Genomic DNA, 15963 nt, shown 5'->3' on the forward strand with positions numbered 1-15963 from the left:
TACGGCAGACCGCTAAGTCGAGAAAGCGTTGACCATCACCAGTAAAATACATAAAGATGATCCCTGTGCCCTATCAACTCTCGTCATTCATTTTCCTTAACATTATGTCTAAACCCAGGCGGTGTAATTGATACAATATTGTCCACGGTACATTCAAGCTTAACGAGTTAATCACAGAGTAAAAAATATTATAATATTTCTGTATTAGGTGCCATTAAGCATTTTCTGTTTGTGCTACTTTATTGTATGAATATTTAATATTAAGCAGCGAAGATCAATGAATACACTAACCCTCGAATACATCAACAGTATATTGCCGCCAAGGCCAGATGACAGTCATAAGATGACCTTTGGCCAGGTGCTGAATATTGCCGGTTCGATACATTATCGAGGGGCGGCATATCTTTCTAGTTTATCCGCGCTGCGGGTTGGTGCAGGTTACGTCACATTAGCCAGTAGCCCATCGGTCTGTGACAGTGTGAGCGCGCAAACCCCAAATGTAGTTACCTTGCCGCTACCATCTCGTCAAGCACAGCAAGATATTGATATAAAAGATATAAATACACAATCCATAGCCCCCCAAGCTGTTTTACAACTTCGGGGTAAACTCGCACAAGCCAGTGTAATTTCCATAGGCAGTGGATTGAGCATTAGCCAAAGTACAGATCAATTGAACCATTACCCTAACCCTATAAATGGCTTAATAGTCCCTGATGGTAATAGTGAATTTTTTTATGCACTGCTAACAGAAATCCAAGCGAATACTCATCCGGTGATATTCGATGCAGATGCACTGAACTTTATGAGTCGTTTACTTCACCACCCTACAAGCACCGTGCAAAAACCGATTAGTTTGACCAAAAATAGCATTATTACCCCACATCCAAAAGAACTCTCACGGTTATTAAATGTAGATGTCAACATGATTCAAGCGCAACGGGTTCATTTTGCTAGCTTAGCGGCTAAACAATTAAATACGCTCGTGGTGCTTAAAGGTAAGCACACCGTCATAAGCGATGGGGAGCACGTTTTCATTAATCCTACTGGCAACAGCGCGCTAGCCAAAGCCGGTACTGGAGATGTCTTGACCGGTATGATCGCAGGATTTTGCGCCCAAGGCGTCAGCCCACTTAACGCTGCGTGCCTAGGGGTATATTTGCATGGTTTAGCAGGCGAGTTAGCCGCAAATGAATTAAGCCAATATGGGGTGCTTGCCAGTGATCTACTCGAGTACATACCTAAAGCCATCTTGCGAGTATTAAATGCCGATAATTAAGGTTAATACGCCAATAACACAATGGTTGTGTGTCTTAACAATAGCGAGCATTTGTGGGATGGGGAGTAAGCCGCAATTTACCCTGTTAACGTGACTCTGGGGTTGAATATAAAACGCTGATGCTAATCAACGCAATCGCAGTCAAATTAGGTTATTGATTGGTGGAAGGTTTATACGTATTAACCCGTTTTAATTAATTACTAACCTACATATGTACTTGTTACCTTGCTGCAACCTCCGGATTAAGAGTCGCTTTATCTAAAATATTAGGATGATGAGCGAAAGACAGCAACCCTAGTCAGCAACACTAGCCAGCAACCATGCCATCCATTTTTTAATCAATATCATAGCCTCTTTCAGCATTTATTGCGTGACTCAATCCTTACAGAAAGATCCTAAAATACGAATAGCACTGTGGATCGACTAGTGTTTTTTGCTAACACACCGACAGATAATCGACTTGTACCTATGATTTAAATCGACTAAGTTGCTGTTTGAGCCTATAGACTTCATGCTCCAATTGTTCTCTTTCATCGAGTAATTGCAAAATTAAGCCAATGCCCCCCCAATCCAGTGCAAGATCACGTTGAATTCGAGTGGCTTTTTTAACTTGATGTAAATTTTCCACGCTAAATTGCCATTGTTCTATCACCTCGCCCTGCAGTGGAATGGCTATACTATGCTCTACGAGCTCAAGTAATAATGTCGAGCTAATATCGCTGCATTCACACAGTTCATCGCTACTCAACCAACAATCTTGTTCGTTTATATTAATCTGCAGCATGGTTATTTACTCCAACTGGCACGAGGGTCGAATGTATTTTTTTCGGCTAGTTCAGTCCACAATGGCTTGCTTGTCTCATCTGGTGATGTCGGTACCACAATTTTAAGCACCGCAAATAAATCGCCCTGCACTTTTTTACTGAGTAAACCTTTGCCTTTTATGCGTAATCGCTGTCCTGACTGACTATTGGCGGGGATACTGAGTTGAATATTACCCGTTAACGTGGGCAATTTAAGCTTGGTACCCAACACGGCTTCCCAAGGTGCAATAGGCACAACAATGCTCAAGTTTCGACCATCAACATCAAATAAAGGATGCGGCGCAAAACGAATTTGTAAATACAAATCGCCATTATCGGCCTTGGTCGGTCCCGGTCCACCTTGGCCTTTAAGGCGAATACGTTCGCCATTAATAACCCCGGCTGGAATTTTAACTTTTAGAGATTTGGGCTGATCAACGACATGACCTTGGGGATCACGTTGCTGTAAGGTAAACGCTACCGGCTTAAGAGTGTCAACCAAGGTTTCTTCAAGGAACATCGGGAACTCAATTTCGATATCTTGGCCTTTTGGCTGCTGAGCTTGGCGACTTCTTTGTTGCCCGCCATGCTCAAAGCCTGAATGCCTTCCACCAAACATTGAATTAAAAAAGTCCGCAAATTCTTGATCAGTTTGTGGATCACTTTGCTGTTGGCCCCAATCTTGACCTGCACCATTTGCACCACCTTGATTGGCATAGCGATGTTGGGTTCTATTTAGGTGATGATGGCGCAACTCGTCATATTCGGCACGCTTTTTAGTATTGTGTAATACCTCATAGGCTTCACTAATTTCTTTGAATTTTGCTTCTGCTTCAGGATGTTTGCTCACATCAGGATGGTACTGCACCGCGAGTTTTTTATACGCTTTTTTTATTACTTTATCATCCGCATCAGGTTCTACCCCTAATACAGTGTAATAGTCTTTAAAATTCATTTTATCCCCTAACAAAAAACAAGTTTGCAACGGATCATCAGACGGCTTGGAACTAATCAACATTAACAAGTTTAGGCCCAGGGAGAAAGAACACGCTTGATCTTGATCAACTCTATTACAATATCTCTAGTTTAGTTAATAAGCATCAAATGATGACAAAAATAACCGTTAAATGAAAAGATATTGCATATTAAAGATCATATACAACTGATTTTATTGATAATAAATTACCGCATACCTCGGTATCAATAATCCAAGTGTTCACGTTTAATATCAAGCTTATTCAGTCAAAACCAAAACAGTACTCTCGTTCTATTATGTGGGACTAAGAGGGCCATTAATAAACGCCTCCACGCTGAAGAAAAGTATGGGTAGATGCCATCAATAACATCAGACTCGGGATAATATATTTTGCACAAGGAGTGAATTATAAACTCATTACACAGTTTAAAATATCACCACAAGTGTATTGTAGGAATGATTAACACAAAGGTCTCCAGACTTGAGATAGATATTCAAATAATGAGAGGCTCGTGACATGGCATCAGATAAACAACAACCGAAAGCAACACAGGGTGCCGAATTTGTCCAACGCAGGGTCTTAATCAGTCTAGCCATCGGCGCCATGGAACGAGAACTGCTATTACAGTTTTTGGTAGAAGCCGTGATGCTGACTTCTCTGGGCGGAATGGTTGGCATAATACTGGCGCTACTGGGCTCAGTTGCGCTGGCCGATTTGATGCAAATTCCTTTTGTCTTCAATCTGGACATAATAGTTGTCTCTTTTCTGTTTTCTGCAGCAGTCGGCGTCATCTTTGGTTACTTCCCTGCCCTTAAGGCCGCGCAACTAGACCCGATAGAAACCATGCGTCATGAATAGACTGGTTGATGATCGCTGCTTTTTATCAACGAGAGGAACAAAGGCTTTATATTGTTTTTGTGGACTTATTTGATAGATGTCCTCCATGCTTGAAGCGTCCATTTTAGGTATCATGCATTGCTTATCTGCATCTTTTTTTATGTCTACTATAGCAACTGGTATGGATACCCCCCCATCTAATAACAAATAATTCCCGTTTCGGTAATATGAGACCCAGGCTTTAGCTGCAACTAAAGCTTTTTTTGTCGTAGTTCGATTGAGTGCAGGCAGCTCTACTGAGAAACCGATACCAACAACAAACGCGACAAAGGACGGCAAGCATTACCCTCGAATAGTCTACTGGGTCTTGTTAAATTTTGTTGCCTCCACTGTATATGGGTTAATAAAAAATGCTTTGGCCGCATTATGAGGTTAAAAGTGGAAGAATAGTGGGCAGGTGACCTCGAATCGTGGCAATGTCCTGCTTAACTATGTCTTTGTCTATTTCTAGGGTAATAAGCTTAGCGACGTTGTCGCTCATTACCTTGCGTAAGTTGCCAAGGAACTGAGGTTCAGCAACCACGATCAATTGGCTAAATTTTTGCGCATTATATTCAGCCTCAAGGTATCTACATATATCTCTAGCAAATTCTACCGCCTCATACTCTTTGGGCTCTGTTTTACCTCCCACAGCATGGTGACTAAACGTTGCACCACCAGCCTGACGTCCTGGTAGATCAGAGGTTAGCTTCTGTTCATGTTGTCTTGATTCGGGGTGGATCATGCTCTTAATCTCATTTAATGCGGATTTTGCTGTTTCGGCGTTAAATAGACGTGCATGAGCGCTATCGGCGACTAAAATCCAACTGCTCATTATTTATCTCCCAATAAGTTCATCATTAAGTTCATCATTAATAGATTGTCTTATTAAAAATAAGACAATCGAGTCACTTAATTATAGACAATATTTTTGTTAATTCTTTGGAATCGATTGCTGTTAGCTTGTTTCTTTGAATTAACGTCTTTCTCAGCAGTGAAGTTTGCTGGTGCACATTTTGCGTTTTTTTCAAAGACCACTACTGTGCACTAAATCCGTTGCAGCACTTGTTCGCTATCCTTTTACGGTAGAACTCCATCTTAAAACCCTGCTGTTCAGTTTCTGATACCGTACCAATACACTGATATTATTTGTCTCAATTAACTTGTAGATTAACGTGTAGGTATATTTATGTGAAAAATCGTGTTTACGGTTCTCCAATACCTCCGCATTATCGGGTTATCATCACAATACGTTAGTTTACATAAATGGGAGATCTATCAAGATTATCATGTCATATATGAACAATTTACTTATCACCGCATAAACATAGAGTTCATTCACCAAGATGGTTGCCAGTAAGAAATTCACCCATTTTTGGCGATGTTCATAGTTAATATAGAGGTGTAATTCTCCTGTCATATTATCAGGCCCCACAGAAATGCTTAAGTACAATACACCAACAGAGTGATAGTATTGTGTGTCATTTAAACTGACTATCGTTTATCTTGGTCTAACGATTATTTGTTACTTACAAGCAAATCAAGGTAACTAAAGACGAGACCAACAGTTAAATATTCAGCAAAAATTATGGCTGCTCATATTTTAGCTTTACTCGTATAATATCTAAATCGATATAAACAAAAGCTCCAGTAATCACCAACTAGCAGGCCTATTAATGTCAGCCGAACTACTCGAAATTAAAAGCTTTATCGCTCAGTACGCCCCTTTTGACCAACTTCCAGAACAAGCCATCATTGAAGTTGCACAAAGTGTTGAGATTTCTTATTACCGTACCGATAGCATGATTGTTAACTTTAACGACAATATTACCGAACTGTATATGATCCGCAGTGGCGTCGTTGAGTTATATCGCCGTAAAGGTGAACTGTACAATCGTCTAGATCAGGGACAGTTATTTGGCCAAATGGGCTTACTCACCAATAATAAAGTACGTTTCCCAGCCAAAGCGGTAAAAGATACCTTGGTATACTGTATTCCAGAATTGGTATTCACTAACTTATGCGAGCTTTATGACGATTTCGCTGATTTTGTTGAAGTGGAAGATACTACCCGTTTAAAACAGGCGGTAAAAGGTAAAACCGATGATGCTAATGCACTGACCACTTCCAAAGTGAAAACATTATTGACGAGAGGAGCAGTCGTTATTTCCTGTAATAGCACTATTCAAGCGGCAGCTAAGCTAATGGCCGAAGAAAATGTTTCTGCTGCATTGATTAATGATCCTGATGCAGAGGATGAGAATGAGGAGGGCAGCAGTTTTGTTGGCATTATTACCGAACATGATCTCTGCGCTAACGTCATTGCAGCTGGGGTAAATGTTGATAATCCGATTTCACAAGTCATGTCGACCAATTTGATTTCACTGGATCATAACGCTTATATTTTTGAAGCAATGCTGCTCATGCTGCGTTATAACATTCATCATCTACCTATTCTAAAAAATAAAAAGCCCATTGGCCTGATTGAAGTTGCAGATATTATCCGTTACGAATCGCAAAATAGTTTGTTATTTGTGAGCAGTATCTTTCAGCAGAAAAGTAGCGAGGATTTAGTGCTGCTTTCTGCACAGTTAAAAAACTGTTTTGTGCGCATGGTTAACGAAGATGCTAATTCACATATGGTCGGGCGGGCAATGTCTGAAATCGGTCGCAACTTTAAACAGCGTTTATTAGAACTTGCCGAAGAGATGTTCGGCCCCCCGCCGGTTCCCTACTGCTTTTTAGCATTGGGCTCGATGGCTCGAGATGAGCAACTGATGGTAACCGATCAAGATAATGCCATAATCCTTGATAATAGCTATCAAGTCGCGTTGCATGGTGCCTATTTTGAAAAGCTAGCCAATTTTGTTTGTGATGGTTTAGCTGCCTGCGGTTACAGTTACTGCACTGGTGATATTATGGCAAGTAACCCTGAGTTTCGCAAAACACGATCTCAGTGGGAAGATTGTTTCGGTGATTGGATAGATAATCCAAACCCTCAAGCTTTATTGAACTGCTCTATTTTCTTTGATCTTACGGGTGTCTATGGCCGAGTAAAATGGGCTGAGCAATTAAATGCATTTATCCTGCGCAAGACCAAGAAAAACAACCGATTTTTAGCCTGTTTGGCGCACAATGCCCTTAATCGTAAACCCCCTCTGGGATTTTTTAAAGATTTTGTGATGGAAAAAGATGGCCGCCATAATAACGCTATTAATTTAAAACGTCGTGGTACTGCACCATTGGCGGATCTGATCCGAGTGCATGCCTTGGCGATCGGCTCACAATCGCAAAACTCATTTCAACGCTTGGATGATATTATCGAAGCAGGTATTTTGCCTAAATCAAAGGGCGAAGATTTACAACATGCAATGGAGCTTATCTCTCTGGTACGTTTGCGTCATCAGTCATCCGATATAGAGTCTGGGATCGAGCCTGATAATAATATTGAACCGGAAAGTATGTCTGATTTTGAAAGACGCAATCTTAAAGATGCTTTTTTAGTATTAAGCAATGCACAAAACTTTTTAAAATATCGTTATACTTCAAACAAACTTTAAAGGTTAACTCATGAACAATTTCAGTAATCAGGAGATTTTAAACTGGGCGGCCTTGCTAAAATTAAAAGCCAAAAACAGTAAAGATCCACGCTTGGTTGATTTTTATAATACCGGAACCTATAGCAATGAAACGCCATTAAATGATATTGATTTTGTCGCGCTTGATTTTGAAACGACAGGCTTAGATTCACAGCAAAACAGCATCATTAGTATTGGTTTGGTACCCTTTAATTTACAGCGCATTTTTTGCCGCAAAGCAAAAGAATGGTATCTCAATCCACAGGATAAATTACAAGAAAACTCAATTATTATTCATGGTATCACCCACTCGGATTTACAAGATGCACCTGATCTGTTGCGTATTTTAGAGCAGCTTTTAGCTGAACTGGCAGGAAAAGTGGTGGTGGTACATTATCGGCATATTGAGCGTGATTTTCTTGATCACACTTTACGCTTGTTGATAAATGAAGGTATTATCTTTCCGGTTATCGATACCATGCAGATTGAGGCTAATTTGCAAAGGGTTAATACGTCGGGCTTGCTTAATTTCTTTAAAAGAAAACGCCCAGAGTCCATTCGTCTTGCTAATAGTCGTGATCGCTACAACTTACCCGCTTACGCGCCTCACGATGCTTTAACCGATGCAATTGCCACCGCAGAATTACTGCAGGCTCAAATTAAATATCATTTTAGTCCCGACACTGCGATTAAAAAATTGTGGTTATAACGTCTCGGTGATGAGAGCACAATACTAGACAAAAAAAAGCCGATGATTCAATCATCGGCTTTTTTGTAGCAAGTAAAAACTAGCTTTTATTATGCTTTTCGGTACGCATGCCCATTAACAAACTGACACACATTACCAATAAAATAATGGTAAAGGGTAGCGCCGTCGAAATGGCACCCGCTTGTAATGCCTCAATCGCCTCAGTACCACCAACCCACAATAGCACAGCGGCAATAGCACCTTCGATTGATGCCCAAAAAATACGTTGTGGAACCGGCGCATCAATTTTACCACCAGCAGTAATACTGTCTATTACCAACGACCCGGAATCGGAAGAGGTAATAAAGAAAACCAGTACCAGTAGCACAGCTATCATTGATAAAATATTACCTAATGGCAGCGCATCAAACATCTGGAACATCGCAAGCGGAACGTCCGTTAACCCTTCACTGCCTAATATGCCGACTTCATTGACAACTTGGTCAATAGCGACACCACCAAAGACAGACATCCATAAGATAGTCACTGATGTTGGTATAATCAATACTGCGGTAAGAAATTCACGTACCGTACGGCCGCGCGAAATACGAGCAATAAACATACCCACAAATGGAGACCATGAAATCCACCATGCCCAATAGAAGACGGTCCAGCCGTGCATCCAAGCTTCATCTTCACGACCTACTGGATTACTCAAGGGGATAATATTCTTAACATAACCCATTATGGTTGTGGGAATAGTACCCATAGAAACTGCAGCGGTCACAAGCGCAACAAAAATAACTAAAACAGCAGCAAGTAACATATTAACGTTACTGATTACTTTAACACCACCTTCAAGGCCGCGTACCACAGAGACAATCGCCAGCATAGTCACTACGACAATAATAATGATTTGCAAGGAGAGGTCACCGTCAATGCCAAACACGTGCTGGAAACCACCCGCAGCTTGTTGGGCACCTAAACCAAGTGATGTTGCCAGACCAAATAATGTGGCTATCACAGCTACAATATCAATGACATGTCCGGGCCAACCCCAGGTGCGGTCGCCTAATATCGGGTAAAAAGCAGACCGTATGGAAAGCGGTAGGCCTTTGTTGTAAGCAAAGAAAGATAACGATAAGGCGACTACGCCATAAACCGCCCAAGGGTGTAATCCCCAGTGGAACATAGTAGCACCCAGTGCAAGCTCTGCTGCTGCCGGGGTATTGGCGACGACATTGAGTGGTGTTTCATACCAGCCTGTGTAATACGCTACAGGCTCAGCAACCCCCCAAAACATCAAACCAATGCCCATACCTGCAGCAAAAAGCATCGCTATCCAGGAAAGTCTTGAATGATCGGCTTTTGCGCCGTCACCACCTAGGCGAATTTTACCAAAAGGTGAGACAATTAATCCCAGACAGAAGATCACAAAAATATTCATAGACCACATAAAGAGGCCGTCAAATGCACCTATAATCTGCCATTTTATACCGTCTAAAAATTCTTTTGATGTTGCTGGGTCGATAATTAAAATAGCAATTAAAAAAATAGCGATTAAGCCTGCACTCGTTCCAAATACAGGGTTATGTATATCAAAACCCCATTTTTGAATGTTATCTTGCCCGACAGTATAATCGGTATTATCTATACTGTATTTATCCTGATTTTTCTTCATAAATCCTCGATTAGAGCGGCCTTGCGCTTTTAATTTAGCTTTCGATTTAACAGTCGATTGAATATTGTGGACGGATGTTAACAAAATCAGGTGCTAATTTCAGGCTTATTTCAAAATAAAAAATAAACAGGCATCTATATTTCTTATCATTATAAGTGAAGAAAGGGAGCCAAATTAAATTAACCAATCGCTCATATTCACCCATTGCGTCGACAGCAAACAATGCCAGCCAGAGTTTTAACCCTGAATGTCTGGCTAATAAAATTATCCTTCAAAGCATTAAAGGCATTGGTAATATCACCGCGGTATCCATCATGAGTAACTTGTCAGCATTAGGTTAAATCAATAATAAAGAAGCCAGCGCACCAAACCTCAGTGTAAGTATAGCTATCACCCACTTAAAGTCTTCATTTAAAATTTTAAATTCAGTAAAGTGTATGAGTCTTTCAATTCAGCATAACGCCATCGGTTTCTGCCTTGATTGGGCTTTATTTTGCTTTGCCCACGCTGACATTCTGAAACGGATTTTATTCGCCGTCATTAATTAACTCACACCTCTTAACAAACAGAAACACGGCTTGTTAGATACTCGTGGTCACTTTTACAGCGTCTGCACTTTTTCGATGCTGCGGTTTCAATAAAGTGACGTGTTCGCTGTGCAAGTTGTTAGCTATAGCGGCATGCCCAACGTCATTGGCTATTTATGTTATCAACTCATGCTGCGCTGCAGATCGACCATCGACTGCTACCCTACTGTTATTAACCCGCTTTGAGGGCGATTGAGGTCCACAACGAGCGCCACAAGCGCTGCAAAAACCAGTACCAAAGGGATCATTGCCACCAATCTTCGCTTACCAGTAAGCCCAACCTCAGCACCCATAGTTATCATTGTGAGTGCGATGATGCCTATGAGCGCCGTCCAGACACTGCTGGGAATTCGATTGCGCAGCGGTCAATCGTTTTTCGTGCATATCAAATATGTCATTGATGGATTGGATCATTAGTGAGGTGTTTGTATTGGGCGCTCTTTCGCTGCTGCTGTTGACACCAGTGCCCACAGGAGGTAATGGATCTCAACGGATTCTGCCATGGCCGTGTCTAGGGCGATGCCACTTGCGGCCTTTAGGCGAATATCGACATAATCTCGCAACAGATGTTTGACTTTTAATCCGTATGGCTTATCAAGCAAGTCAGCTCGCAGGTATGCCGTGCTAATTGAATTCGCTTCTTCGAGAACATTCTGTTTTCTAAGATCGTGCTGATGAGAAGCGATAGAAAATGTGAAGGCGAGAACAAAAGCGAGCAAGGTTAACCCCCCCCACCATCGGGCCTAACGAGCTCGGGGCCTCCTTGTCTTGACTCGTTCGCGCATGTGCCCCGAACTGATAGCCCACTTCGCTGAAAACTAACATGAGTATCGAGACACCAACATAGCCGCCAGCGATAGGAAAGGAGTCAAACAGGTTTAGATTCATTTAGTCCCCTAGGGTTATTTGTTAGCTAACCAATGTTATGGACTCCCCTGGCCAAATGGCACTATGTGCCATATTAAAAGTGCAAACATTCAATCAAAGAGAGTCCGTACATTGTTAATTAAAACCGTTGGCATCGATTTAGCAAATTAGTTTTTAGTCTTCACGGTGTGGACAAACACGGCAACAGCAAACTAAATAAAAAACAATCTATAAACAGATCTTCATCACATCGTTATAAGTTAATAAAGGGAGTCAAATTAGAGTCGCCACAGGCTTATATTCATCCGCAGCTGTGATGGTGAATATTCTGCAGGTAGGATATTAGATTTTATCTGATCGGGGCTAGTGTTTTATGCCTTCAACTACTCAATCCGTTTATTAACAATTCATCGCTTTATAAACAACAATATATTGTCTGATTTAACCCCGACAAAGATCGCCACAAATACAAACAATAATTATTGCGGCCCCTTTTTTTTACTCCCCTCCAGTGGCTTTGGTCATAAAATGATTTTGCACCTCATTGTTGACTATTTATTAATCTTAATAAGACACCATTCCTTGATGTAATTCCGCACGGGATCATACATTGTGGAATTAATGTTCTATTTTCTTTGTCCGTTTTTGCTATTATTCATCAACAGATGAATTAATGGAGTTTGAGATGGCAGATAAACCTGGAAGACCTAAAGGGGAGACACAAACTCGCGCTGCACTCATCGACTCGGCACAAGGATGTTTTCTTCACAACAGCTATGATCGAGTGTCTATTCGCGAACTGGCTCGGCGTGCTGGTGTCGATGCCGCGATGATCCGTTACTACTTTGATTCCAAAGCAGGTTTATTTGAAACTATGGTGAGAGAAACGATTGCCCCCGTGGCCATTGTGTTTAAACATGATGTAAAAAATCAAAAAGACTCTCCAGAAGCACTAATGCGGGCTTATTATCGAATGATGGAAAGAACCCCTGCACTGCCTAGATTAATTTTCCAATCATTGAATCAACAGGATAGTGATGAAGCGTTCACCATTGTATCGAATGTAATTCATGAGATGATCGGTTATGCCGGAGACTGGATTAAGGAATTATCCGATCAACAAAAACTCAATCCACAGCTCGATCCCAAATGGGTACGTTTAAGTTTTATCAGCTTAATGGTCTTTCCACTGATTGCGCCCAAAGTATTACTCAAAGAATTGGATTTACCCCTTAGCGAGTCCATGTTAGACCAACTGCTTGCACACAATATGCTTGTGATGAATCAAGGATTATTCCAAGAGTCATCGATACGAGCTTCAGGATCAGGAGTTTAATGATGAAACGTCTGCTATTTTGGTTACCTATTATGCTTCTATTCGCAGGTTGTTCTGGGGAAGAAGGTAATCGCGCAATGGGATTAGTTGAACGAGACCGAATGATGCTTTCTGCACCCGTTGCGGAACAGATCCGCTCGGTTTTGGTTGAAGAGGGACAAAAAGTGAACGCTGGAGACTTGTTGCTTCAACTTGATCCCCGGCATGCGCAATGGCTGATTGACCAGCGACAAGCAACCCTCGTCCAAGCACAAGCGAAGCTAAATCAACTGCAAACGGGCACTCGTTTAGAGCAGCTTGCTGCGGCCTATGCCGCAATGCTTGCAGTGCAAGCACAAGCGCAAGATGCAGACAGAAGCTATCTGCGAATGAAAGATCTTTGGTTTAAAAAAATAGTGGCACAAGCCGATTTTGATTCTGCCAAAGCAGTAAGAGATCAAACGACAGCGCAATTGACTCAAGCTAAGCAGCAATGGTTAGAGCTTAAAAATGGCACCCGCAGTGAAGAAGTGGTGCAGGCGCAAGCGCAAGCTGACGTAGCACAAGCTTCATTAGCCGATGCACAACAATCTTTAGCCGAGTTAAGCATACGAGCACCCAAAGCGGGAGTGGTAGATGTTTTACCTTGGAAGCTTGGCGACCGCGTCGCGGCCAACATTCAATTAGTGACACTGCTTGCCAGTGACCGACTTTATGCGCGGGTGTATTTGCCTGCCACTGCTCTGGGTAAAATTAACCAAGGTGACACTGTAGCGGTATGGATTGATGGTCAAGAACAACCTGTCATGGGAACCGTGCGTAACATTCGAAGTACTCCAGCTTTTACGCCCTACTTCGCACTGAACGAGCGAGATCGTGCCCGGTTAATGTATTTAACCGAGATTGACTTACCGAGCGATCAAAATTTACCCATAGGGATTGGTGTCGAGGTTCGATTACCATGAAACAACCCGCATATGTGATCGAAACACGAGGATTAACCCGTCGATTTGGCGATTTAGTCGCGGTAGATCAACTGGATTTACAGGTGACGAAAGGCAGTATTTATGGCTTTCTCGGTCCCAATGGCTGTGGTAAGTCAACACTCATTCGGATGTTAACTGGGTTATTAACACCCAGTGCTGGCAAGGCCACTATTTTAGGCTTACCACTGCAAGGTAATGAAGAGTCGCTCAAAAGCCGAATTGGCTATATGACGCAGAAATTTTCCTTGTATGACAATTTAACGGTATTGGAAAATATGCGCTTTGTTGCGGCCATCTATAGTGTTAAAGATAAAACCCGCGTGGCAAGCTTATTGGAGCAATATGGCCTCGAGCCGCAACAAAAGCAGTTAGCTGGCACCATGAGCGGTGGACAAAAACAACGCTTGGCGCTGGCGTGTGCCACCATGCACCGCCCTGAACTGCTGTTTCTTGATGAACCTACTTCCGCTGTCGACCCGCAAAATCGACGGGATTTTTGGGAGCACCTGTTTGATCTTAGTGACAGTGGCACAACGATTTTGGTGTCGACGCACTATATGGATGAGGCTGAGCGCTGTCATCAATTGGCCATTTTAGAAAATGGCATCAAACGGGCAAATGGAACCCCGCGTGAGTTAATGCAATCAATGGGGGCCACGGTTATCGAAGTCAGTGGCGATAATATAAGGGAGTTAAAACAAAAACTAACTGCTGTGGACGCGGTTATTTCAGCATCCCAATCTGGTACTCGGTTAAGAGTACTGGTCAATGAGTCTATAACGGAGCCTTTGCAGTTTCTGAGCACTGTTTGTGATCAACATCAGCTTGAAATCGTTCGTCCGAGTCTTGAAGATGTTTTTGTCACCAGTACCGGAGGTCGACATGTGGGGTAGATTAGTTGCCATTGTCTTCAAAGAAATGAAACAGCTCTCTCGAGATCGGATGACATTTGGCATGATTGTGATGATCCCATTACTGCAATTAATGTTATTTGGTTATGCCATCAATACCGATATTCGCCATGTGCCCGCTGGCATTATCGACATGAGTCAAACCACCTATAGCCGGGCAATCAAACAGACCGTAATTGCTACGCAAGCAGTTGACTTTAAACATCAATATTACTCTATCGATCAAGCTGAAAAAGCCATTACTAATGGCGAAGTCAAAGCCGTGCTTTATTTACCCGTCGATTTACCTCAACGACTGTTAATTCACCCTGCATTTGATCCAAAACAGGGATCATCGCAAATTACTCGACCCGTTGGACAATGGCTATTAGACGGTTCCGATACTATGGTTGCCGCAACGATCCGATCACTAAGAAAACTACCACTGGACGAAGTGGCTAACCGCTCAATCACAATGAATGTACCGACATTTGAAGTGGTTGAATACTTTAATCCAGAGCAGCGCTCAGTGGTCAATATTGTGCCCGGTTTACTGGCGGTGATCCTAACAATGACGATGATTATGTTCACCTCTGCGGCGATTGTTCGTGAGCAAGAGCTGGGGAATATGGAGTTTTTAATTGTAACGCCGGTTCGCCCACTGGAACTTATGCTGGGTAAAATCATTCCGTATATCTTGGTTGGACTCATCCAAGTGGCGATTATTCTCAGTGCTGGACACTGGATATTTTCAGTACCGGTCCGCGGCGGCTTAGATTCGTTACTACTCGCTTCTTTCTTGTTTATCTGCGCCAGTTTAGCATTGGGCTTGGTCATTAGTACCATTGCGAAAACCCAGCTTCAAGCGATGCAGTTAACCATTTTTGTGCTGATGCCATCAATTTTGTTATCTGGATTTATGTTCCCTTATGAAGCTATGCCCATTGGAGCCCAATGGGTAGCGGAAGCTCTGCCTGCAACCCATTTTATTCGTATGGTGCGAGGCATTGTGCTTAGGGAAGCCGAAGTCATGTCATTAGGCCAGGATGCACTGTGGTTACTCGGCTTTACCTGTATTGGGGTGTTGCTAGCGGCCAAGCGTTTTAATAAACATTTATAAACGGCTTAAAGAAGCGGTGAGTGGTGAAACAACTAGGGAGTGTTTATCTTTGGTGGTCACATATTGTTAAAATAAACCAAGGCTAATCGTGTTTCAAGGGTGACGCCGAGTCATTTTAAGCTAATAGCTTGTAATAATGCCCCCTTGCTTAGAAATAAGTACAACCATTTAGCTGCATTTTTCGGGCGGCATGAGCCTGTAAATAATGTTTTGGATTGGTGCTGCGTTATAGATTGTTGATGTAGAAAAACCATACTTCATAAGCTCTGCCTTAGACAAAATGGCCACACATTGCAGCAAAATACTCCAAAATTCATCT

Annotated in this window: 13 protein-coding genes; 8 read left to right on the forward strand and 5 right to left on the reverse strand. The window is 42.2% G+C overall.

The window, feature by feature from the left end; genetic code table 11:
• Positions 1 to 277: 277 nt before the first annotated feature.
• Entirely contained in the window at positions 278 to 1276 is a 999-nt protein-coding gene (locus CXF80_RS05065) for an NAD(P)H-hydrate dehydratase (RefSeq protein WP_101031844.1), read from the forward strand.
• Between the two features lie 466 nt (positions 1277 to 1742).
• Here CXF80_RS05065 and CXF80_RS05070 read toward each other — a convergent pair whose 3' ends face one another.
• On the reverse strand, positions 1743 to 2060 hold the full coding sequence (locus CXF80_RS05070) for a chaperone modulator CbpM (protein WP_101031846.1): 318 nt from the start codon (positions 2058 to 2060) through the stop codon (positions 1743 to 1745).
• 2 nt (positions 2061 to 2062) lie between these two features.
• Positions 2063 to 3034 carry a DnaJ C-terminal domain-containing protein gene (locus tag CXF80_RS05075; RefSeq protein WP_101031848.1) on the reverse strand — a complete coding sequence of 324 codons (972 nt, stop codon included), beginning with the start codon at positions 3032 to 3034 and terminating at the stop codon, positions 2063 to 2065.
• A 538-nt stretch (positions 3035 to 3572) separates the two neighbouring features.
• On the opposite strand from CXF80_RS05075, the gene CXF80_RS05080 reads away from it, so the two are divergent.
• Complete coding sequence (locus CXF80_RS05080; protein WP_232772049.1) at positions 3573 to 3914, forward strand: ABC transporter permease; 342 nt, start codon at positions 3573 to 3575, stop codon at positions 3912 to 3914.
• A 403-nt stretch (positions 3915 to 4317) separates the two neighbouring features.
• Here CXF80_RS05080 and CXF80_RS05090 read toward each other — a convergent pair whose 3' ends face one another.
• Complete coding sequence (locus CXF80_RS05090) at positions 4318 to 4767, reverse strand: host attachment protein (RefSeq protein ID WP_101031852.1); 450 nt, start codon at positions 4765 to 4767, stop codon at positions 4318 to 4320.
• A gap of 841 nt (positions 4768 to 5608) precedes the next feature.
• On the opposite strand from CXF80_RS05090, the gene CXF80_RS05095 reads away from it, so the two are divergent.
• Both CXF80_RS05095 and CXF80_RS05100 read left to right on the forward strand, forming a co-directional pair.
• Positions 5609 to 7492, forward strand: a complete 1884-nt coding sequence (locus CXF80_RS05095) for a DUF294 nucleotidyltransferase-like domain-containing protein (RefSeq protein ID WP_101031854.1) — start codon at positions 5609 to 5611, stop codon at positions 7490 to 7492.
• Positions 7493 to 7502: 10 nt separating this feature from the next.
• Positions 7503 to 8219, forward strand: coding sequence for a 3'-5' exonuclease (locus CXF80_RS05100; protein ID WP_101031856.1), 717 nt, complete (start codon positions 7503 to 7505; stop codon positions 8217 to 8219).
• 79 nt (positions 8220 to 8298) lie between these two features.
• Here the strand turns inward: CXF80_RS05100 and CXF80_RS05105 are convergent, their stop codons facing one another.
• Together CXF80_RS05105 and CXF80_RS20050 are read right to left on the reverse strand one after the other, a co-directional pair.
• Entirely contained in the window at positions 8299 to 9879 is a 1581-nt protein-coding gene (locus CXF80_RS05105; protein WP_101031858.1) for a BCCT family transporter, read from the reverse strand.
• A 1000-nt stretch (positions 9880 to 10879) separates the two neighbouring features.
• On the reverse strand, positions 10880 to 11068 hold the full coding sequence (locus CXF80_RS20050; protein ID WP_157822182.1) for a hypothetical protein: 189 nt from the start codon (positions 11066 to 11068) through the stop codon (positions 10880 to 10882).
• A 950-nt stretch (positions 11069 to 12018) separates the two neighbouring features.
• On the opposite strand from CXF80_RS20050, the gene CXF80_RS05120 reads away from it, so the two are divergent.
• Genes CXF80_RS05120 through CXF80_RS05135 form a run of 4 tightly spaced genes read left to right on the forward strand, consistent with a single transcriptional unit; the run spans position 12019 to position 15644 of the window.
• Positions 12019 to 12669, forward strand: coding sequence for a TetR/AcrR family transcriptional regulator (locus CXF80_RS05120; protein ID WP_157822183.1), 651 nt, complete (start codon positions 12019 to 12021; stop codon positions 12667 to 12669).
• A complete protein-coding gene (locus CXF80_RS05125; protein ID WP_101031863.1) occupies positions 12669 to 13613 on the forward strand; it encodes an HlyD family secretion protein in 945 nt (314 codons plus the stop codon). Before CXF80_RS05120 ends, CXF80_RS05125 begins: the two co-directional genes overlap by 1 nt.
• Positions 13610 to 14527 (forward strand): ABC transporter ATP-binding protein, encoded by a 918-nt coding sequence (locus tag CXF80_RS05130; protein ID WP_101031864.1) that lies wholly within the window; start codon positions 13610 to 13612, stop codon positions 14525 to 14527. Before CXF80_RS05125 ends, CXF80_RS05130 begins: the two co-directional genes overlap by 4 nt.
• The gene (locus CXF80_RS05135) at positions 14517 to 15644 is read left to right on the forward strand and encodes an ABC transporter permease (RefSeq protein WP_101031865.1); all 1128 of its coding nucleotides are present in this window, start codon (positions 14517 to 14519) and stop codon (positions 15642 to 15644) included. The genes CXF80_RS05130 and CXF80_RS05135 overlap by 11 nt, the downstream gene beginning before the upstream one ends.
• The last annotated feature ends 319 nt before the right edge of the window (positions 15645 to 15963 follow it).

This window comes from Shewanella sp. Actino-trap-3 (assembly GCF_002836275.1).
GTDB classification, from domain to species: Bacteria; Pseudomonadota; Gammaproteobacteria; order Enterobacterales; family Shewanellaceae; genus Shewanella; species Shewanella psychromarinicola.